Below are 21,072 nucleotides of genomic sequence, written 5' to 3'. Positions count from 1 at the left end.
GCAGTGCTCCAGGTTAAAGAGAGGTGTGCGTCAGGGGAAAACAGGCAAAACGGTCTTCCAGCAGCGGGTAGCTGGCAGCGTTCGGCAGTTCGAAGTGCCACCATTCGCTGCTAATCCCCACAAAACCGCCGCCGAACATGATGGCGTTCAGCAGCAGACGGTTGCGCTGGGCATGCGGGGGTACGGAAGGGTGATAGGGATGCGATCGGTCATGCATTTCGTCAAAGCCGGCGCCCATATCCAGCACGCGGTTATGTTCGTCCATCAGGGTGACGTCGATGGCCGTCCCGCGGCTGTGATTAGAGCCAATCGCCACGTCGACCACGTATTCCGGGTTCGGGCAGGCGTCCCACAGCTGGGCCTGCGCCTGCTGCGGGCGATAGGCGTCGTAGACCACCAGCTTCAGCCCGGCCAGCGCGGCAATGCTGATGGCTTTTGCCAGCGCGGTGGCCGCGTCGGTATGCAGCAGGCACAGCGCCTCCTGATAGATCGGGCGGCCGGTGATGTTGTCGGCGGTGGCGTACTTCAGATCGATATGCAGCGTGGGAAACGTCTTCGCCACATCAATCAGTTCACTCTCTTCGGGCATAGCTCCGCTCCTTTAGCGTTCGAATTGACCAAACTCTTGTTGTAATTGTCGGTTTACCGCCAGGCGCGCCGGGAGTGCATCACCCAGCGCTTCCACCACGCCCGACAGCAGCAGGTTGAACAGACAGCTCACGGGGGCAAGTGAATCCCAGAAATGACCGGTATCGGTTTTCACCTGCAGTAAATCCATCGGGTAATCCCGTGCCCACGGGCACCAGATGTCGGTGATCAAGGCCAGCGGAATGCCTTTCTCGCTGGCGACGCGGCAGTACTGGCGGGCCATCGCCGAGTAGGTGCGCGTGTCGGTCAGCACAACATAAGGGTGCGAAAAACCCGAGTTCAGGGATTCCACCCAGCTGCCGGAAGCCCCCTCTGAATAGCTCACGCGCGGGCGGAGATATTCGAGGTGGCTGAAGAAGGCGTTGGCAATCCCGCGCGTGGACTGGATCCCCAGCACAAACACCGCGTCGGCGTGGGCGAGGTTGTGCACCACCTGCCGGAAGGCGTCCGTTTGCGCCAGCTGATACACCTGCGTGATGGCGTCCACCTCCAGCGCCAGGGCGTGCTGAAGGCGGTTGGGCAGGGGGGGCTGCTGCTGCCAGGAGTCCAGCCGCTCGTTCATGCCCCAGGGCTGATACGGATCGCGCAGGCTTTTTTTGGCATCTTCCAGGTTGCGATACCCCAGCTTGCGCAGGAAGCGTCCGACGGTAATTCCGCTGGTCCCGCTCGCCTGGCCGACGCTCTCCGCCGTTTCAAACGGGATTTGCGCGGCGTGCGCCAGCAGCCAGCTTCCGACCCGCTTTTCGCTGGGCGTGAGCTGGCTGAACGTCGCTTCGATACGGCTCAACATCTCGGGTTTCGTCGTCATACCGCCTCGCTGTTAACTGGCTGTCAAAAGCTGGATGTGTGTTATCCGGTTAACAATGCACGACGCGTGCCATGTTCACAGAGCGGGCAAAGCCCGCTGCGCTGTAAACTTCATGCAATATTTGGTTAACCGATGATCAACATTTGTGCAGAGTAGTTCACTTTTGGTGCAGTAGCTGACGCGGCAGGTATGAATTTGGTGAATACGTCAGCCCGTTCACATTTTTGATAAGATAGAAGCATTGTGAACATAAAAAGGATCCCGGCATGGCGAATTTGCCCTGGCGAATCAGCATGCGCCTGGTGGCGCTTGCAAAGAAAACAGGGATGGTCGTGGGGATCGTCCTGGTCGTCCTGCTGGCGGTGCGGGTTTATCTCTCGCAGCAGGGGCCGGAACTGCACCTCTGGCACACCTGGCGGGCGGATGAGATGTCCGTACGTGAAATGGATGACGCCGACTTTGCCGGGTATCTCGCCCGGGAAAACGCCATTTTCGCCGATCTCGATAACGCCGTGACGGCGAAAACGGAGCGCGAGGAACAAACGCCGCTAAACCGCTATTATCGCCAGAGCCTGGTATGGCCGGGGCAGTTTACGCCCGATGCCAACCGCTCCTTTGTGCTGATGCCTGCCGGGAAGCCGCGCGGCGCGGTGGTGTTATTGCACGGGCTGACGGATTCGCCTTACAGCGTCAGGCACCTCGCCGAGAACTATCAGCAGCGCGGCTTTGTGGCCGTGGTTCCGCGCCTGCCCGGACACGGCACCGCGCCCGGTGCGCTGACGGACGTTGACTGGGAGATGTGGCTCGCCGCAACGCGTCTTGCGGTGCGGGAAGCCACGCGCCTGGCGGGGGAGAACGTGCCGCTGCATCTGGTGGGCTACTCCAACGGCGGGGCGCTGGCGATGAAATATGCCCTCGATACGCTGGAATCGTCTGCGCTTCGTCGGCCGCAGCAGGTGGTACTGCTTTCACCGATGATCGGTGTGACGGCCTTTGCGCGCTTTGCCGGTTTCGCCGGGCTACCGGCGCTGCTGCCGGCGTTTGCCAAAGCGGCGTGGCTGAATATCTCCCCGGAATATAACCCGTATAAATACAACTCGTTCCCGGTGAACGCCGCCCGCCAGTCGTGGCTGCTGACGAAGGCCCTGCAGGAGCAGACAGGCCGCGAGGCGCGGGAGAACAGGCTGGCGAATTTGCCGCCGGTGCTGGCGTTCCAGTCGGTCATGGATTCCACGGTCAGCACCCGCGCGGTGGTGACCGGCCTGTTTGACCAGCTTCCGGCAAACGGCAGCGAACTGGTGGTGTTTGATATCAACCAGGCGGCCAGCTTCCGTCCGCTGTTCAAGCCGTCGTCGTGGACGGCAACCTCGGCGCTTCTGCCGGTTGCGCAGAGACGTTACAGTGTCACGATTATCACCAATGCCAGCGAGCACAGTTTCTCGACGGTGGCGAAAACCACCCCGGCAGGCAGCACGCGGGAGACGGTTGTGCCGCTTGCGCAGGCCTGGCCGCAGGATGTCTATTCCCTGTCGCACGTTGCGGTGCCGTTCCCGCCGGATGACGATCTCTATGGTCGCGAACCTGGGGTGAAAAACCGCTATGGCATCAGCCTGGGGACGATTGCGCTGTGGGGAGAAACGTCCGTGCTGAGCGTCGGAAAAGAGGCGCTGATGCGGGTCACCTCAAACCCGTTTTATGGCTATATGCAGGAGAGGATTAACAGCCGGATTGGCGACGAGAAAAAGTAGCGTTCTATACGTGGTGTGAATGTGTTAGGTCACATTGTTAAAGTATGTTAAACAGTAGCTTTAAGGCACCTTTCATTCATCGGAACACCTTTTTGTGCTGACCACGCTGATTTACCGAAGCCAGTTAAAATTATCCTGTCAGTCCTCCGTGCTGAGGGAGCTGGTAGAGCACGCCCGGATCCGCAATGCCAATCTGAATATCACCGGGGTTTTGCTCGCAAAGGGCAGTGACGTGCTGCAAATACTCGAAGGTTCTGAGGAGAGCGTGGTTAAGCTGTTCCATAAAATCCGCGATGACAAGCGGCACAGTGGGGTGGTTGAACTGATGCGGGATTATGGCCCGCGCAGGCGTTTTGAAAATGTCGGTATGCTGCTGTTCGATCTGCAGACGCAGTCACCGAAAGAGGTGCTGCAGTCGGTTCTGAATTACAGCAGGCTGGACAGCTATCTGACATCCGATGACCGGGTGTTCAAATTTATTCAGACCTTTATTATGGGCAAACGTCCGGCCCCGTCGGGGGGACGCTACGATCCGGCAAAGTGGACGCTCTCAACGGAAACCTTGCCTCTGGGTGAGAGCCTGGGTCTGATTGCCAGCCAGCATTGCCAGTTTGCGCTTCAGCCCATTGTTGAGCCCTCGGAAGGCAAGATCAGCTCCTTTGAAGCCCTTATCCGCGGCAATGACGGCGGCAGCCCGGAGCATTTCTTCAGCTCTCTGGATCCGGCCAAAGTTTATGAAGTCGATCTACAGACGAAAGCGTATGCCTTCGCGCTGGCCGAAAAGCTGGGGATTGGCAGCCATAAGATTGCGGTCAATCTGCTGCCGATGTCGCTGGTGAATGTTCCTGGCGCAGTGGCGTTTCTGGTTGATCAGATTAAACAGCATGGGCTTCAGCCGGAGCAGGTGGTTATTGAAATCACAGAAAACGAGATGATCTCCGGACTTAACCAGTTCAACAGCGCCATTAAGCAGCTTCGCGGCGAGGGCGTTGGGCTGGCAATTGATGATTTTGGTTCCGGCTATGCCGGTCTTTCGCTGCTGACCCGGTTCCAGCCGGATAAAATTAAGATTGACCGGGAGATAGTTAGCGATATCCACCTCAGCGGCCCGAAGCAGGCGATTGTGCGCTCCATCATCAGCTGCTGCTCCGATCTTGAAATTACCCTGGTGGCCGAAGGGATCGAGAAGTTAGAGGAGTGGTGCTGGCTCGAATCTGCCGGGATCCGCCGCTTCCAGGGCTTTCTTTTTGCTCGTCCGCAGCTTAACGGCGTCGGCGATATCCGCTGGCCGCATCTGAAACGTTAGGCAATTTTCCTCCCGCGTTATTTCCCCTTTGGCCTGCCTGTGCTTAAATGGCTAAAACGGTTTAATATAGTTTAGCTTCGAGGGTCACATGGACAAAATTTGGGTACTTGGCGATGCGGTAGTGGATTTATTGCCCGATGGTGAAGGGAAATTACTGCAGTGCCCCGGCGGCGCACCGGCAAACGTCGCGGTGGGCATTGCCCGGCTGGGCGGTCAGAGCGCGTTTATCGGCAGGGTTGGCGACGATCCTTTCGGGCGCTTTATGGCGAAAACTCTTGCTAATGAGCGGGTCGACGTGAAGTACATGCGCCTTGACCCGACGCACCGCACCTCTACGGTGGTGGTCGATCTGGACGACCATGGCGAACGCTCCTTTACATTCATGGTGCGCCCGAGCGCCGATCTGTTTCTTGAACCTGCTGACCTGCCGACGTTCAGCGCGGACGAGTGGCTGCACGTCTGTTCCATCGCGTTAAGCGCAGAGCCGAGCCGTTCTGCGACCTTTCAGGCGATGGACGCCATCCGGAAAGCGGGCGGTTACGTAAGCTTTGACCCCAATATTCGCCCTGATCTCTGGCCGGATGAAAACGCGCTGCGTCGCTGCCTGCAACAGGCCCTGCAGAGCGCCGACGTGGTGAAACTTTCCGTTGAGGAACTGACGTTTTTAACCGGCGATACGGATGTACAAGACGGTTTGAACGCGCTGATGCAGCGCTGCCCGGCGCGTCTGGTGCTGGTGACGCAGGGTAAAGAGGGCGTTATCGCCTGGCATCAAGGCGAGGTGAAACACTACCCGGCTACCCCCGTGCAATGCGTCGATACCACCGGCGCGGGCGATGCCTTCGTCGCCGGGCTGCTCTACGGGCTGGCCGCCGGTCAGGAACTGGTCCCGATAATCGCCTTAGCCCAGCGCTGCGGCGCGTTAGCCACTACGGCAAAGGGGGCGATGACCGCGTTGCCCTGGCAGCACGACCTGTAATCCTTCCTTCACGGGCCGCCGACCGGCGGCCTGAATTGTCGCCTCGATCACACTTACTAAAACGGTTTAGCAAAAAAGATTGCCGATCCAAAATTCCGGGGTTTAGTATCAGCAACCTAAACCGGTTTAGCAATTTAGCACGTTCGATTAATATTTTAGGGATGCGACAAAATGTATAAAAAACGCAGACTTGCCGTGATGATAGGCATGCTGGCCGGCAGTACCTCTGTTTTTGCCCAGACGGATATGACAAGTATCGAGGCGCGCCTTGCCGCGATGGAGCAGCGCCTTCAGGCTGCTGAAGCACGTGCGCAGGTCGCTGAAAAACGGGCCACCGAAGCCGAACAAAAAACGCAGCAGCTGGTAGCCGCCCAGCAGCAGACGCAAACTACGGCCCAGGCGGTGGCGCAGCGTACCACCGCGCTGGAGAAAAAAGCGGACCAGAGCAGCGGGTTTGAGTTCCATGGCTACGCCCGTTCCGGCCTGCTGATGAACGATGCGGCCTCCAGCAGCAAAAGCGGTCCTTACCTGACCCCGGCCGGGGAAACCGGCGGTGCGGTAGGGCGTCTGGGTAACGAAGCCGACACCTACGTCGAGCTGAACCTGGAGCACAAGCAAACTCTGGATAACGGGGCGACCACGCGCTTTAAGGCGATGCTGGCAGACGGTCAGCGAACCTATAACGACTGGTCAGCCGATACCAGCGATCTCAACATTCGCCAGGCTTTTGCGGAGCTGGGCAACCTGCCTGATTTTACCGGCGCGCTGAAGGGCAGTACCTTCTGGGCGGGTAAACGCTTCGACCGCGACAACTTTGATATTCACTGGCTGGATTCCGACGTGGTGTTTCTGGCCGGTACCGGCGGCGGCGTCTACGACGTGAAGTGGAACGATTCGCTGCGCAGCAACTTCTCGATCTACGGCCGCAACTTCGGCAGCGTGGAGCAGACGGACAACAACGTTCAGAACTACATCCTCAGCATGAACCACTTCGCCGGGCCTTTGCAGGTGATGGTGAGCGGCCTGCGGGCGAAGGATAACGACGACCGGAAAGACGCTAACGGCGATCTCATCAAAACCGACGCGGCAAATAACGGCGTTCATGCCCTGGTGGGGCTGCACAACGAGAGCTTCTACGGCCTGCGTGAAGGAAGTGCTAAAACGGCGCTGCTGTACGGCCACGGTCTGGGTGCGGAAGTAAAAAGCATCGGCTCCGACGGCGCGCTGCTGTCTGACGCTGATACCTGGCGCTTCGCAAGTTACGGTGTCACGCCAATCGGCGGTGGCTGGAGCGTTGCGCCTGCCGTGCTGGCGCAGAGCAGTAAAGATCGCTACGTCAAGGGCGACAGCTATGAGTGGGTGACGCTCAACACCCGCCTGATTAAAGAGGTAACCCAGAACTTCGCGCTGGCGTTTGAGGGAAGCTATCAGTACATGGACTTAAATCCGGAAGGCTATAAGGACCGCAACGCCGTCAACGGCAGTTTCTACAAGCTGACCTTTGCGCCAACGTTAAAAGCGAGCAAAATCGGCGATTTCTTCAGCCGTCCGGAGCTGCGCCTGTTTGCCACCTGGATGGACTGGAGCAGCAAGCTCGATAATTACGCCAGCGATGATGCCTTTGGCAGCAGCGGCTTCAACGCCGGCGGGGAATGGAACTTTGGGGTCCAGATGGAAACCTGGTTTTAACCCATCACGCCCCCGCCCGGCGGGGGCGTTTCGCACATCATAAAAAGAAGTCAGGCAGAGGTATCTATGGATGTTAATCAAATCGCCCGCGAGCTTATTCCGCTGCTCGGTGGTAAGGAAAATATCGCCAGCGCGGCGCACTGCGCTACGCGTCTTCGTCTGGTGCTGGTCGATGACGCGCTTGCCGATCAGCAGGCGATCGGTAAGGTCGACGGCGTAAAAGGCTGTTTTCGTAACGCCGGGCAGATGCAGGTGATTTTCGGCACGGGCGTGGTGAATAAAGTCTACGCCGCGTTTATTCAGGCGGCGGGGATTAGCGAGTCCAGCAAGTCTGAAGCGGCGGATATCGCGGCGCGCAAGCTGAACCCGTTCCAGCGCATTGCGCGTTTGCTTTCCAATATCTTCGTTCCGATCATTCCGGCGATTGTGGCGTCCGGCCTGCTGATGGGCCTGCTCGGCATGGTGAAAACCTACGGCTGGGTCAACGCGGATAATGCCCTCTACATTATGCTGGACATGTGCAGCTCGGCGGCGTTTATCATTCTGCCAATCCTGATCGGCTTTACCGCGGCGCGGGAATTCGGCGGGAACCCGTATCTGGGGGCGACGCTGGGCGGCATTCTGACCCACCCGGCGCTGACCAACGCCTGGGGCGTGGCCTCCGGCTTCCACACTATGAACTTCTTCGGCCTTGAGATCGCGATGATTGGCTATCAGGGCACGGTATTCCCGGTCCTGCTGGCCGTCTGGTTTATGAGCATCGTCGAGAAAAACCTGCGCCGCGCGATTCCGGACGCGTTAGACCTGATCCTGACGCCGTTCCTCACCGTCGTTATCTCCGGCTTTATCGCCTTGCTGATTATCGGCCCGGCGGGGCGCGCGCTGGGCGACGGCATCTCCTTTATCCTGAGCACGCTGATCGCCCACGCAGGCTGGCTGGCCGGGCTGCTGTTCGGCGGGCTTTACTCGGTGATTGTGATCACCGGTATTCACCACAGCTTCCACGCGATTGAAGCCGGGCTGCTGGGTAACCCGTCGATTGGCGTTAACTTCCTGCTACCGATCTGGGCCATGGCGAACGTGGCCCAGGGCGGCGCCTGTCTGGCGGTGTGGTTCAAAACCAAAGATGTCAAAATCAAAGCCATTACCTTACCGTCGGCGTTCTCTGCCATGCTGGGCATCACCGAAGCGGCCATTTTTGGTATCAACCTGCGCTTCGTGAAGCCATTTATCGCCGCGCTGATCGGCGGCGCGGCGGGCGGGGCCTGGGTGGTGTCAGTGCATGTCTACATGACCGCCGTCGGGTTGACCGCTATTCCGGGCATGGCTATCGTGCAGGCCAGCTCGCTCCTTAACTATATTATCGGCATGGTGATTGCCTTCGGCGTGGCGTTTACCGTCTCGCTGCTGCTGAAATATAAAACGGACTCTGAATAATGACGTTACCTTCCCGCTGGCCTGCGATCCTGCAGGCCGTTATGAAAGGTCAGCCTCGCGCGCAGGCGGATAGCCACTACCCGCAATGGCACCCCGCGCCGGTGACGGGGCTGATGAATGACCCGAACGGGTTTATCTGGTTTGCCGGCCGTTACCATCTGTTCTATCAGTGGAACCCGCTGGACTGCGAGCATCGCTTTAAGTGCTGGGGGCACTGGAGCTCTGCGGATCTGGTGCACTGGCGGCACGAGCCACTGGCGCTGATGCCCGACGAAGCGTATGACCGCAACGGCTGCTACTCCGGTAGCGCCGTGGATAACCACGGCGTCCTCACGCTGTGCTACACCGGCAACGTTAAGTTTGATGATGGCAGCCGCACCGCCTGGCAGTGCCTGGCGGAGGAACAAGCGGACGGAACCTTTAAGAAGCTGGGGCCGGTGCTGGCGCTGCCGGAAGGCTACACCGGACACGTGCGCGACCCGAAGGTGTGGCAACACGACGGGGAGTGGTACATGGTGCTCGGCGCGCAGGATGTGCAAAAGCGCGGCAAAGTGCTGCTGTTTAAATCAGCCGATTTGCACGCCTGGGCGTCCTGCGGGGAGATTGCCGGTCACGGGGTCAACGGCCTGACGGACGCAGGGTACATGTGGGAGTGCCCGGACCTGTTCGCCCTCGACGGGACGCACGTGCTGATCTGCTGCCCGCAGGGGCTGGCGCGCGAGCCGCATCGCTATCTCAATACCTATCCGGCCACCTGGATTAGCGGGGCGTTTGACTATGCAAACGCCGCATTCGATCACGGCGAGCTGCACGAGCTGGACGCGGGCTTTGAGTTTTACGCCCCGCAAACCGCGCTGGCGGAGGACGGACGCCGCATTCTGATCGGCTGGATGGGCGTACCGGACGGGGAAGAGATGCTTCAGCCCACGCGGGCGCACGGCTGGATGCACCAGATGACCTGCCCGAGAGAATTGCGCTTTAGCGACGGCAGGCTCTGGCAGACCCCGGCGCGCGAGCTGGCGGCGCTGCGTGAAGATGAGCAGCGCTGGCAGGGGCGCGCCAGCGAGGCGCCGGAACTGGACGCGACGCGCCTGGAGTTTGAGCTGGGCGCATCGCAGGTGAATATCGATTTTGCCGGCGCGCTGCGCCTCACGGTCGATGAGCAGGGTTTACGCCTTGAACGCGCGAGCCTGAAAACCGGTGAAACATTGACCCGCTACTGGCAGGGGGTGGTTCGTCATTTACGCGTTCTGTGCGACTGCTCCAGCGTTGAAATTTTCATCAATCACGGTGAAGGGGTGATGAGCAGCCGCTATTTTCCTGACCATCCGGCCCGGGTACGATTCGAAGGTGCTTCCGACATCACATTACGCTACTGGTCGCTGCGCGCCTGCATGATAGAATGAGGGTTTTGGCAGCCGGATCTAAGTCGTTGTGAGAAAAACAAAACGCGTCACCATCAAAGACATCGCGGAGCTGGCGGGGGTGTCAAAAGCCACCGCCAGCCTGGTCCTGAACGGGCGCAGCAAAGAGCTTCGCGTGGCGGAAGAGACGCGCGAGCGCGTGCTGGCGATTGCAAAAGAGCACCACTATCAGCCCAGCATTCACGCCCGGTCGCTGCGCGATAACCGCAGCCACACCATTGGTCTTGTCGTTCCGGAGATCACCAACTACGGTTTTGCCGTGTTTTCTCACGAGCTGGAAACGCTGTGCCGCGAGGCCGGCGTTCAGCTGCTGATCTCATGCAGCGATGAAAACCCAGGGCAGGAGACAGTGGTGGTGAACAACATGGTGGCGCGTCAGGTGGACGGGCTGATTGTGGCCTCCAGCATGCTGAATGATGCGGACTACCTGAAGCTCAGCGAGCAGCTGCCCGTGGTGCTTTTTGACCGCCACATGAACGACAGCGCGCTGCCGCTGGTGATCACCGACTCCATTACCCCGACGACGGCACTGGTAGCGGACATTGCGCGTCAGCATCCGGATGAGTTCTACTTCCTCGGCGGACAGCCGCGCCTGTCTCCGACACGCGACCGCCTGGAAGGGTTTAAGCAAGGTCTGCGAGAGGCCGGCGTGGCGCTGCGCCCCGAGTGGATCGTTAACGGCAACTATCACCCGAGCTCCGGGTACGAGATGTTTGCCGAACTCTGCGCCCGCCTTGGGCGTCCGCCAAAAGCGCTGTTCACCGCCGCCTGCGGGCTGCTGGAGGGGGTGCTGCGCTATATGGGCCAGCATAATCTGCTGCAAAGCGATATCAGGCTAGCAAGCTTCGACGATCACTATCTCTACGATTCGCTGACGATCCCGGTGGATACCATTCGACAGGACAACCGCCAGCTGGCGTGGCACTGCTTTGATCTGATAGGCAAATTGATCGAAGGGGAGACGCCGCAACCATTGCAGCGCAAGCTGGATGCCACTCTGCAGCGGCGCTATAAGCCAGCGGTATAGCCCCGCGCGATACATCAATAACTTTAATTAATTTAAGTTTTGGAAGCGCCGATAACCATAAGGAATAATTCTCCTTGAGGTATTGGTTTATGTCGTTGAAAAAGTCGTCCCTGATTGTCCTGTTCTCGCTGCTTTTGTTCTTTATCGTCAGCACCGTGACGAGCGTTGGCCTCATCATTAAAAGTAATAACTCCCTGGATAACGTGAACAAAGAGATCCAGGTGGTGCTGTCGATTATTGACCCCATCAACCACAGCCGTACGCTGCGCGTGCGGGTGATGGAGTACGTGAAGATGGTGGAAGCGGGCAACTCGACAGACGAGTCTGCAAAGCTTGCCGCAGTGAAAGAGGCGCTGACCAAAGCCGACAATGCCTTTGCGGCCTTTATGGCGTCGCCGCGTCTGACGGATGAAGCGCCGCTGGTGAGTGCCTATCAGGACGCCTGGCAAAACTACCGCAACCAGGGGCTGGCACCGCTGATCGATGCCGCGGCGGCGCACGATGTCGCTAAATTTAACGCCCTGATCCCGGAAGTTTCCCGCCTCGACCGTCAGTACGAAATCGTTCTCGACCAGGTGCTTTCGGTCCACCAGAAATACGCCAAAAGCCTGAACGAAGATGCGAGCAGTAATTTTGTCTCCGGCCTGGCGATGATTGCCGTTATTGCCTGCCTGTTTGTGGCGGTGATTGTCGCGGTCAGCCTCTTTATGAAGCGCTTCGTCTTTGCCCCGGTTAACCTGGCGCGCGAGCACTGCAGCCAGATTGCGGCGGGCAAGCTGGACACTCCGGTGCCGGTGAAGGGGAGTTCACATAACGAAATCGACCACCTGATGGGCTCGATGGAGCAGATGCGTCAGGCACTACTGGCGACCATCGCCCAGGTGCGCGATGCGAGCCATACCGTAACGCACGCGGCGCAGGAGATTGCCTCCGGGAATATCGACCTGGCGTCACGTACCGAACAGCAGGCTTCCGCGTTGACCCAGACGGCAGCGAGCATGGAAGAGCTGAGCGCGACGGTGGCGAACAATACCGACAACGTCTATCAGGCCGGTAAACTGGTGCAGGACGCGGTGAAAAATGCCCATACCGGTGAAGCGGTGACCCGTGAAGTGATCGACACGATGAACACCATCGCGGCGAACTCGAAGCGCATCGAAGACATTACCAGCGTGATTAACAGCATCGCTTTCCAGACCAATATTCTGGCGCTGAACGCGGCGGTTGAAGCGGCGCGCGCCGGTACGCAAGGTCGCGGCTTTGCGGTTGTGGCCAGCGAAGTGCGCACCCTGGCGCAGAAAAGCGCGGTGGCAGCCAAGGATATCGAGAGCCTGATTACGCAGTCGGTCTCCAGCGTGAAAAACGGTGCGGAGCTGGTCAGCCGCTCGGGCGAGGTGATTGATTCGATTATTTCGTCGGTGAATAAAGTGAATACGCTGATGGAGCAGATCTCCGTCGCCTCCGAAGAGCAGAGCCGCGGGATCAGCCAGGTCGGGCAGGCGGTGACCGAGATGGATGGCGTCACCCAGCAGAACGCCGCGCTGGTGCAGCAGTCTGCCGCCGCAGCGGCCTCGCTGGAAGAACAGGCGCAGCAGCTTTCACGGAGTATTTCGAGTTTTAGGTTGCCGGTGCGGGCTTGATTTGAAGTGAGGCCCCTGAGAGGGCCTCGTCGTTTACTACTTCCACCGCAATTTTATAATTCTGACAGTTTTCGGCGGTGATTTTTTACATTTGTAATGACTAACATGCTTTTTTTGATTTGCTATGGAGCGAGGTAGCTATTCGCACATGTAGTGAACATTTTTAGTGTTCGGTAGGTCTTTTACTAATCTATTTTTACCGGAGTATGTTTGTATATCGCTCTGTCTGAAATTACATTCGAAACAAACAACACAAAACAAGATATCTGTAAAATATATGGAGCTAAAATGGGTGGCTTTATAGTTGCAATACCTCTTACAGGGGTATTCGCGAAAGCCACCTTCTATAAAAGTGGTCGAAGGTGGTCTTTTACTTTTTTTATGAGGTCTGATTTTGCATTGATAATTTGTAATTTACTACATGAGTGCTAGCACGGTTGAATTGGTATAATGAAAAACCCCACAGGACGCTAGTGATGCAATAAATGTAAGATATAAGTTTTAGCGTGTTTTTTCTGTTATTTACAGACTGGATTTCTTTTTCAAGCCACCATATATACGACAATCTATCATCAAGTAGCTTCATGCATGCTATGGAGAACATCGAGTCCTTAGCGATAGAGTTCGGGATACTCTTGCAATCCTCTTTACTATGAACGGTGGCGTTATCAATGGATCTGTTAAGTGATGTTATGATCAGCTTTTCTTTAGAAAGGTAATAACTAAATTCCTTGTGGTCGACCTTGACGAATCCACCTACAATCTTGGTTTGCTCAATCCATGCATAATTCCCCATGCAAAATATAACCAACCCCATTAAAGAGGATAAGATTAGTTTCTTTTTCGACATTTTTATGGTGATGTCTCCCCATGAACTGGTAAATAAAAACCATGATGGCTTTAACACCCCCTCATTTAACCCTCTTTGGATTAGTCGCGCGTCGTTTAGGTTGGTGGTGTTAATTCCGTTGGTGATTTTGAATAGTTGGATATCAAACCATTTATCATCAAGTTCTTTCATTCTTACATCTGAGTAGCCAATTGCCAAGTAGCGAAAGATAAATCTTAGTAAATTAGACATTCCGTACGCTCTGTATACAATTAACATAAATATAGCGCCATAAATAAAATAAATAATAAAATCTTTATTTTTAAAAATATCAGAAAGCATTTTGGGGTCTCAAAATTAAGTGGTAACTGATAAATCGGCAGTTTTAAGTGAAACTTTAATGCCTTGAACAGGATGTTGCTTATGATTTCTGTGCCATTTTAAATAACCTTGCAGTATCATTACCTTATTATCATTTATCATGTTTGATAGAGGGGCAACAACGGAAATGGGAAAGCGCAAGAGTGCTCTGGTTTATGTCCTGACCGTCATTATATTTTTGCTTATTATCCCTGAGATCATTCTGCGTGTATGCACGTCCGAGCAACTTGGTCGTATCAGCGACTTCACCAGTTTAGGTGGCTTGTTAAATCCACTATTGTCCTTGCTCATCTTCCTCGCTCTGGTGTCGATCATACTGGCCGCCATCGCTATCGCATTCGTTAAGCGAATTATTCGCAAAAAATGATGGTCTGAAGGTGACTCATAGCGAGCGCCAGCCCTAACCGCTATGAGTCCAGTTTCCGCAGCACAAAAAATTTTATATTCACCCCAGCAATATTTCTCTTCCTCATCCGTCTACCTCATCACAAGCCATAATCAGTTACGATAAACGAGGTAAACACCATGAGAGATTTTGAACTGCACGGCAGGGGTCACGGGCGCGGATTCGGTCGCCACCGTATGGGCAAGGGTTTAATCATCGGCGCGGTAATTTTCATCGTGCTCGGCCTGCTGGTGATGTCCCTGTGGAACGCCTTGCTCCCGGCGATCCTCGGCGTGAAGGCCATCGGATTCTGGCAGGCGCTGGGCATTCTGGTGCTGAGCCGCATTCTTTTCGGCGGGCTGGGTTTCCGCCCGGGGATGTTTGGCGCGCACCGCCGGATGCACGAGCGCTGGATGAACATGACGCCCGAGCAGCGTGAGGCGTTTATTCAGCAGCGCCGCGAAGGCTTTGGTCGCCACGGTCGTGGTCACTGCGGCTGGCATGGCCATCGTGACGATAAGCGCGATGACGCCGCGCCAAAAGCGCCGGAAACCGAGTGAGCGAAATGAAAGCCGGGGAGGCGGGCGGATCCATGCTGATGTCGGCGCTCAACGCCTGCCGCGCCCGGCTGAAAGCTTTTATTCGCGGACGGACGTCCGTTCGCGATGATGCCGACGACATTTTGCAGGAAGTCACCTATCAGCTGATGAAAGTGGAGCAGCCGGTCGAAAACGTCGCCGCCTGGCTGTTTCGTGCGGCGCGTAACGAGATGACCGACCGGGCGCGTAAAAAGCGTGAGGTCTCGCTCTCCGGCTATTTTACGGGGGATGACGACGAGGGTTTCCCGGAAGACGAGCTGGCTGAAACCCTGTTCGGCGTACCGCAAACGCCAGAGGAGGAGTATCTCAAAACGCTGCTGTGGGAAGAGCTGGGGCAGGCGCTGTCTGAACTGCCGCCGCCGCAGCGCGAGGTGTTTGAGAAGACCGAGCTGCACGGCTACAGCATTAAAATGCTGGCAGAGGAGACGGGGGCCACAGAGCAGGCGCTGTTATCCCGCAAGCACAAGGCGGTGCTGTTTCTGCGTACGCGGCTGCGGGATATCTACGACGCGCTGACGGGTGAATAGCGGCGACAGACAAAACCTTACGCTCCGGGCACTTGTAGATTCATCACTATCGTTTATGATCGGGGCGTCTTGTTACTCTGGAATATTATGCGCAACCGTCAGCTCCTCGGAAAATGGCTTTTGATTATCACCTGTCTCGCGATGGCGCTTTGCCTCGTGCAGCGTACGGTGATGCTCAACCATTTTTTACAGGGACTGGATCCGCAGATTTCACTGAGTGCAGATGCCCCAACGCAAAGCAGCAAGACTGAGCAGTCCGGGCCATCGCCCTGCCAGTTAGGCGCCCAGTCGCTTCTTTGTGCCCAGCCGCTGTTCTTTGACGGCGCGCTACCGGCCATCATTATCTTCTTCGCGCTGTTACAGCTGCTGACGCAAGGGCGGGCCTTTGCTCCTGCGGAACAGCCCGTTCAGGCACCGCCTCCCCGAATACACCTTAAAAACTGCGTTTTCCGTGAATGAAAATCATCGTCACCACACGATAATTTTTCACTGTTCACGGAGTAATACATGGTTAACCTCTTCAGGGGATTCGTCTTCCTGTGGCTGTCCTGCATCGGCATTGCCCATGCGGCAGACACCGGCTGGCTGGTCTCCCCACAAAACGATCACGCCCGCATCCGCTTTCAGGCGGAGAGGGAACAAACGCACGTAAAAGGCCTGCTCACCGTTGAGCTAAAACCCGGCTGGAAAACCTACTGGCGATCGCCGGGAGAGGGCGGCGTCGCGCCAAAAATCAGCTGGCCGGAAGGCGTAACGGACAGCTGGTCCTGGCCGGTTCCATCGCGCTTCGATATCTCCGGCATGACGACGCAGGGGTATCACGATAAGGTCACGATTCCGATCGTTCTCGACGGAGTGAAGGGCGACACACTCGACGGAACGCTCACACTCTCGACGTGCAGTAACGTCTGCCTGCTGACGGACTACCCGCTGCATCTCGATTTTACCCAGCCGGTGGATGAGGGCTTCCGTAGCGAGTTCGAGCAAGCAATGCGCACTGTTCCGGGCACGTCTGGCGTATCCGCAGATCTTTCCGCCTGGCTCTCTGGCGACAAGCTGGTGATTACCGGCACCACGGACGGGAAGTGGGTCAATCCAGGGATCTATTTTGACCCGCTGGAGGGAGACATTCTTCCCGGCGAGCCGGTTATTAAGCACGACGGCAATACGCTTCGGGTGGCGGTACCCGTGACCGACGAATGGGGCGATAAACCCGCCTCGCTGGAAGGCAAGAGGCTGTCGTTTGTGCTGACTAATGGCGGTAACGCGCAGCAAACTACCATGACCGTTGGGGCAACCCCCGCAGAGCCTTCCGCGCCTGAAGGGATGGGTAAAATGGTGCTCTTTGCCCTGCTGGGCGGACTGATCCTGAACCTGATGCCCTGCGTGCTGCCGGTCATGGGCATGAAGCTTAACAGCATCCTGCAGGCAGGAGCGGACAGGCGCGCCATCAGGCTGCGCTTTCTGGCCACCAGCGCCGGGATCCTTACCTCCTTTATGCTGCTGGCCGCGATGGTGACCGCGCTGAAGCTGGCCGGGGCATCGCTGGGGTGGGGCATTCAGTTCCAGAACCCGTGGTTTATCGGCCTGATGGTCGCCGTCACCTTCCTGTTTGCGCTGAACCTGTTTGGGGCGTTTGAAATGCTGCTGCCTTCCTCTGCGGCAGGACGGCTGGCGACGGCAGGGGGAGCGGGGATCGGCGGCAGCTTCTGCGAAGGGATGTTCGCCACGCTGCTGGCGACGCCGTGCTCCGCACCGTTTCTCGGTACGGCGGTTGCCTTTGCCCTTGGCGCGCCGCTGCACTCCCTGTGGCTCATCTTTCTGATGCTCGGCGTGGGCATGAGCCTGCCGTGGCTGTTTGTCGCCCTGGTGCCGAAAACGGCCATGCTGCTGCCAAAACCCGGCCGCTGGATGAACACGCTCAAAACGATCCTGGGCCTGATGATGCTGGCCTCCAGCCTCTGGCTGGTCACGCTGCTGAGCCTGCATCTGGGCGAGGCGGTCAGCCAGATCGTGATGCTGGTGCTGATCGCTATCGCGCTGGCGCTGTTCGCGAAGAAGGGGCAAACCTCTTCGCCGTTGTTCTGGATCGTGGTTATCGCGCTGTCGGTGTTCGGCGGGTATCAGCTGCGCGGGTTGCTTAACTCACCGTCTGACGCCGTGGCGCGGAATGACGCTCAGACTATCCCGTGGCAGCCGCTCAGCGAGGAGGCCATCCAGCTGGCGCTGGCGCAGGGGAAACGGGTGTTTGTGGATATCTCCGCGGACTGGTGCGTGACCTGCAAAGTTAACGAGCACCGGGTACTGCGTCAGCCGGACGTTATTGCCGCGCTGAGCCAGCCGGACGTGGTGGCCCTGCGCGGAGACTGGAGCCAGCCGTCCGCGCTAATCGCGGAGTTTCTGGCGAAGCGAAACCGCTACGCCATTCCCTTTAATGAGGTCTATGGCCCCGGCACGCCTGAGGGGGAGATCCTCTCCCCGCTGCTGGATAAGCGCACCCTGGTCACCACCCTGAACAACGCAAAAGGCTAACTGTGTCATGAAAAAATTCCTTATAACGCTTCTGCTCCTGCTGGCCCCGCTTCAGGTGTTTGCTGCCCAGCCGCTGACGCCGGACCAGGAGCAGCGCGCGCAGAAAATGATCGCTGATTTCCTGTTTAACGATCCGAACTCACCGCGTATCGGCGCGAAAAATCCAAAGCTCACCCTGGTGGTGTTTACCGACTACAACTGCCCGTACTGTAAGAAATTCGATCCGTACCTGGAGAAGATCGTCGAAAAACACCCGGATGTTGCGGTGGTCTTTAAGTTTTTACCTTTCCGCTCGGAAAGTTCATTGACCGCCGCACGTGACGCGTTAACCGTCTGGCGCGCACATCCCGAGCAGTTTATGAAATTTAACCATACCCTGATGGCAAAAAAGGGATACCACGATGACGCCAGCATTCAGGAGGCGCAAAAACGGGCCGGGGTGAGCGTCACCGCGCCGGATGATGAGAGTATGGTGTCGATCAAACGCAGCCTGATCGTCGCAGAAAAAATGGGAATTCAGGGCACGCCCGCCACGCTTATCGGCGAAGGGCTGCTGCCCGGTTGGGTTCCGTTTGAACAGTTCGACGAAATGGTCAGTGACGCTCTGAAAAACCGCTAACCTGAAGGGGGCGGAATGCCCCCGACAAACCGGAGAGGGAAATGAAAAAATTATTGTTACTTTCGGCGCTGGTGACCTCAGGGCTGACCCAGGCCGCTGATACCATACCGGATGTGGTGAAGCAGTTCAGCGAACAGCAGCAGATTAAAATCATTAAAAAACTTGATGCTCCCGGCGGCGCACCGGCCTGGCTGGGGCAATATCAGGACATGGGCGTGACGATCTTTTTAACGCCGGACGGCAAGCACGTCATTTCGGGCTATCTGTACGATGACAAAGGAAAAAACCTCAGCGAGGGCTATTTCCAGAAAGAGATCTATGCTCCGATGGGACGCGAGATGTGGAAGAACCTGAACGCGGCGCATCCCCTGAAGGAAGGAGCGGATAACGCCCCGCGTAAGGTCTTCGTCTTCGCCGATCCGTTCTGCCCGTACTGCAAGCAGTTCTGGGCAGAAGCGCAGCCGTGGGTGAAGGCGGGCAAGGTTCAGCTCAACACGCTGCTGGTGGCGTTTCTCAACCCTAACAGCGGGCGCAACGCCTCTGCGATCCTGAATGCGAAAGATCCGGTCTCCGCCTGGCGTGAATACGAGCTTTCTGGTGGGAAAAAATTGCCCAGGCCAGAAGGGGACGCTTCCCGTGAAACGGTAGAGATCCTGCAGAAGCACCAGACGCTGATGGACAGCCTGGGCGCTAACGCCACGCCGGCCATTTACTATCTGAATGCAGACAATGAGCTACAGCAGGTGGTCGGAATGCCGGACGCGCAGCAGCTTGAGGCGATGTTCGGGCCGAAGCCGTAAAAAAATCAGGCAGAAACGCCCCGTTTCTGCCTGATGGTTACTTAGCTTCCCCAGCGCCCTTTCAGATAGTTCACCGCCTGCTGCGTCTGCGGCTGGTTCAGGTAATCTTCCCGGAACAGGATGGTGCCGTTGACGTTGGGCAGCGAATCGTTGAGATCAAGCTGCTTTTTCAGCTCCGGCACGCCGCCCTGAACCGTCCAGTCCGGCTCATTTTTCGAGGGCTCGCCCACCTTGTAGAACGCAATGCCGATATACAGGCGCGTGTGGGTCGGCTTCACCACGTCGGCCCACCATTTGGTCAGGACGTCGTAGCGCGCGGCGTCCCGGGAGAAGGGCCAGTAAATTTGCGGCGCGATGTAGTCGAGCAGGCCCTGCTGCACCCACTGACGCGTATCGGCGTAGGATTCATCATAAGCAGCGGCGCCGCGGGTGTCCGAGCCTGCCGGGTCAAAGGAGCGGTTACGCCACACGCCCGCCGGGCTGACGCCAAACTCAACGTCGGGCTTCGTCTGTTTAATCGCGCGGGACACCTGCACGATCAGCTGCTGCGTGTTGTGTCTTCGCCAGTCGGCCTTTGAGGCAAATCCCTGGCCGTACTGTCGCCAGGTCTGCGCGTCGTTGAGCGCGGATCCCGGCGATTCGGCATAGAAATAATCATCAAACTGCACGCCGTCTACCGGGTAGTTCGCCACCACTTCGGTCACCACTTTGGTTATCCAGTCGCGTACTTCGGGAATGCCTGGGTCGAGAACAAAACGATCGCCGGAGACGCGCACCCATTCCGGGTGCTGCACATAGACGCTGGACGGGGAGAGAGATGAGGTTCGGTTCAGCGCGGCGATGGTTGACGGCTTCGTGTTGGTCGACACGCGGTATGGGTTAAACCAGGCATGGACCTTCATGCCGCGCTTGTGCGCTTCATCCAGCATAAACTGCAGCGGGTCGTATCCCGGGTACTCGCCGATGTTGCCCGTCAGCATATCCGACCACGGTAAAATTTTTGATGACCAGAGCGCGGTGCTATCCGGCTTCACCTGGAAAAATACCGTGTTAATCCCGAGGTGCTTAAGATTGTCGAGCTTGCTGGTGAGCGCCTGCTTTTGCATGGCGATGCGCTGGTCGGCGCTGCGGCCATTCACCGAGGCCACCGGCGGCCAGTCGAGACGCGAGACGGTCGCCAGCCAGATCCCGCGCATCGGCGCGTTGGCCTGCGGTGTCGGTTTGCTCGCGGTGGGAAGAGGGGTAACCAGTGATTTGGGTGGTTTTGAGGAGCAGCTTACAAGTAAAAGTGCGCAGGCAGCCAGCGCACCGATCCGTTTTACGTGTCGCGTCATTTGCGTATTAGCTCTTGATAATCCGACTGTTAGCCCAGGGATTAAAGGCGGGCACCGCCTGTTCTGTGCTTTCCTCGTCGTTAAGGGAGTCCAGATACAGGGCTTCAACTTCCGCCCGCGCCCATGGGGTGCGGCGCAGAAATTTCAGGCTCGATTTAACGCTGGGGTCCTTTCTGAAACAGTTAATTTTGATACGGTCACCCAACTCGCTCCAGCCATATTTCGCCACCAGGGCGTTGACCATCATCTCCAGCGTTACGCCATGTAAAGGATCTTTGGAAATGTGTGCAGTCATAGGTGTCGAAGGTCTCAGTTTTAGTGGGGGTGGGTTTACCGGTGAAAGGGTACAAGAAAGCAGGG

General features: G+C 57.4%; 20 protein-coding genes. 15 read left to right on the top strand and 5 right to left on the bottom strand.

Annotated features, from left to right (window positions below; all coding sequences use genetic code 11):
* Positions 1-13: 13 nt before the first annotated feature.
* Positions 14-589 carry a D-alanyl-D-alanine dipeptidase gene (gene ddpX, locus V1603_RS15055; protein ID WP_316379184.1) on the bottom strand — a complete coding sequence of 192 codons (576 nt, stop codon included), beginning with the start codon at positions 587-589 and terminating at the stop codon, positions 14-16.
* Between the two features lie 12 nt (positions 590-601).
* Positions 602-1,456, bottom strand: coding sequence for a MurR/RpiR family transcriptional regulator (locus V1603_RS15050; protein WP_395312875.1), 855 nt, complete (start codon positions 1,454-1,456; stop codon positions 602-604).
* A 266-nt stretch (positions 1,457-1,722) separates the two neighbouring features.
* On the opposite strand from V1603_RS15050, the gene V1603_RS15045 reads away from it, so the two are divergent.
* The 8 genes from V1603_RS15045 (at position 1,723) to V1603_RS15010 (ending at position 12,706) form a co-directional block, all read left to right on the top strand.
* Positions 1,723-3,204 carry an alpha/beta hydrolase gene (locus V1603_RS15045; RefSeq protein ID WP_395312874.1) on the top strand — a complete coding sequence of 494 codons (1,482 nt, stop codon included), beginning with the start codon at positions 1,723-1,725 and terminating at the stop codon, positions 3,202-3,204.
* Between the two features lie 94 nt (positions 3,205-3,298).
* Positions 3,299-4,510, top strand: a complete 1,212-nt coding sequence (locus V1603_RS15040) for a diguanylate phosphodiesterase (RefSeq protein ID WP_163329483.1) — start codon at positions 3,299-3,301, stop codon at positions 4,508-4,510.
* Positions 4,511-4,598: 88 nt separating this feature from the next.
* The gene (locus V1603_RS15035) at positions 4,599-5,489 is read left to right on the top strand and encodes an aminoimidazole riboside kinase (protein ID WP_395312873.1); all 891 of its coding nucleotides are present in this window, start codon (positions 4,599-4,601) and stop codon (positions 5,487-5,489) included.
* A gap of 171 nt (positions 5,490-5,660) precedes the next feature.
* Positions 5,661-7,178: a carbohydrate porin gene (locus tag V1603_RS15030; RefSeq protein ID WP_116339786.1), complete on the top strand. Its 1,518-nt coding sequence runs from the start codon at positions 5,661-5,663 to the stop codon at positions 7,176-7,178.
* A 66-nt stretch (positions 7,179-7,244) separates the two neighbouring features.
* Positions 7,245-8,615 carry a sucrose-specific PTS transporter subunit IIBC gene (locus V1603_RS15025; RefSeq protein ID WP_166711225.1) on the top strand — a complete coding sequence of 457 codons (1,371 nt, stop codon included), beginning with the start codon at positions 7,245-7,247 and terminating at the stop codon, positions 8,613-8,615.
* A complete protein-coding gene (locus tag V1603_RS15020; RefSeq protein WP_395312872.1) occupies positions 8,615-10,021 on the top strand; it encodes a sucrose-6-phosphate hydrolase in 1,407 nt (468 codons plus the stop codon). The genes V1603_RS15025 and V1603_RS15020 overlap by 1 nt, the downstream gene beginning before the upstream one ends.
* 28 nt (positions 10,022-10,049) lie before the next feature.
* Complete coding sequence (locus V1603_RS15015; RefSeq protein WP_395312871.1) at positions 10,050-11,066, top strand: LacI family DNA-binding transcriptional regulator; 1,017 nt, start codon at positions 10,050-10,052, stop codon at positions 11,064-11,066.
* A gap of 89 nt (positions 11,067-11,155) precedes the next feature.
* On the top strand, positions 11,156-12,706 hold the full coding sequence (locus V1603_RS15010) for a methyl-accepting chemotaxis protein (protein ID WP_395312870.1): 1,551 nt from the start codon (positions 11,156-11,158) through the stop codon (positions 12,704-12,706).
* 379 nt (positions 12,707-13,085) lie between these two features.
* On the opposite strand, the gene V1603_RS15005 is transcribed toward V1603_RS15010, so the two are convergent.
* A complete protein-coding gene (locus tag V1603_RS15005; protein ID WP_395312869.1) occupies positions 13,086-13,727 on the bottom strand; it encodes a hypothetical protein in 642 nt (213 codons plus the stop codon).
* A gap of 316 nt (positions 13,728-14,043) precedes the next feature.
* On the opposite strand from V1603_RS15005, the gene V1603_RS15000 reads away from it, so the two are divergent.
* The 7 genes from V1603_RS15000 (at position 14,044) to dsbG (ending at position 19,378) form a co-directional block, all read left to right on the top strand.
* Positions 14,044-14,283 (top strand): hypothetical protein, encoded by a 240-nt coding sequence (locus V1603_RS15000; RefSeq protein WP_133294458.1) that lies wholly within the window; start codon positions 14,044-14,046, stop codon positions 14,281-14,283.
* Between the two features lie 158 nt (positions 14,284-14,441).
* A complete protein-coding gene (locus V1603_RS14995; RefSeq protein WP_233003318.1) occupies positions 14,442-14,861 on the top strand; it encodes a hypothetical protein in 420 nt (139 codons plus the stop codon).
* A 5-nt stretch (positions 14,862-14,866) separates the two neighbouring features.
* Positions 14,867-15,427, top strand: coding sequence for an RNA polymerase sigma factor (locus V1603_RS14990; protein ID WP_192982501.1), 561 nt, complete (start codon positions 14,867-14,869; stop codon positions 15,425-15,427).
* An 87-nt stretch (positions 15,428-15,514) separates the two neighbouring features.
* Entirely contained in the window at positions 15,515-15,886 is a 372-nt protein-coding gene (locus V1603_RS14985) for a hypothetical protein (protein WP_116339802.1), read from the top strand.
* Positions 15,887-15,934: 48 nt separating this feature from the next.
* Positions 15,935-17,959: a protein-disulfide reductase DsbD family protein gene (locus V1603_RS14980; protein WP_395312868.1), complete on the top strand. Its 2,025-nt coding sequence runs from the start codon at positions 15,935-15,937 to the stop codon at positions 17,957-17,959.
* A 7-nt stretch (positions 17,960-17,966) separates the two neighbouring features.
* The gene (locus tag V1603_RS14975; RefSeq protein WP_192982242.1) at positions 17,967-18,578 is read left to right on the top strand and encodes a DsbA family protein; all 612 of its coding nucleotides are present in this window, start codon (positions 17,967-17,969) and stop codon (positions 18,576-18,578) included.
* A 41-nt stretch (positions 18,579-18,619) separates the two neighbouring features.
* Positions 18,620-19,378, top strand: a complete 759-nt coding sequence (dsbG, locus tag V1603_RS14970; RefSeq protein WP_395312867.1) for a thiol:disulfide interchange protein DsbG — start codon at positions 18,620-18,622, stop codon at positions 19,376-19,378.
* Between the two features lie 41 nt (positions 19,379-19,419).
* Here the strand turns inward: dsbG and V1603_RS14965 are convergent, their stop codons facing one another.
* Positions 19,420-20,712, bottom strand: a complete 1,293-nt coding sequence (locus tag V1603_RS14965) for a glycoside hydrolase family 10 protein (protein WP_163329461.1) — start codon at positions 20,710-20,712, stop codon at positions 19,420-19,422.
* Positions 20,713-20,719: 7 nt separating this feature from the next.
* Positions 20,720-21,007, bottom strand: a complete 288-nt coding sequence (locus V1603_RS14960; protein WP_395312866.1) for a VF530 family DNA-binding protein — start codon at positions 21,005-21,007, stop codon at positions 20,720-20,722.
* Between the last annotated feature and the right edge of the window lie 65 nt (positions 21,008-21,072).

Source organism: Enterobacter sp. ECC-219 (genome assembly GCF_043966805.1).
GTDB classification, from domain to species: Bacteria; Pseudomonadota; Gammaproteobacteria; order Enterobacterales; family Enterobacteriaceae; genus Enterobacter; species Enterobacter cloacae_N.
Note: the sequence above shows the minus strand (reverse complement) of the source record. Positions and strands in the feature narration are given on the sequence as shown.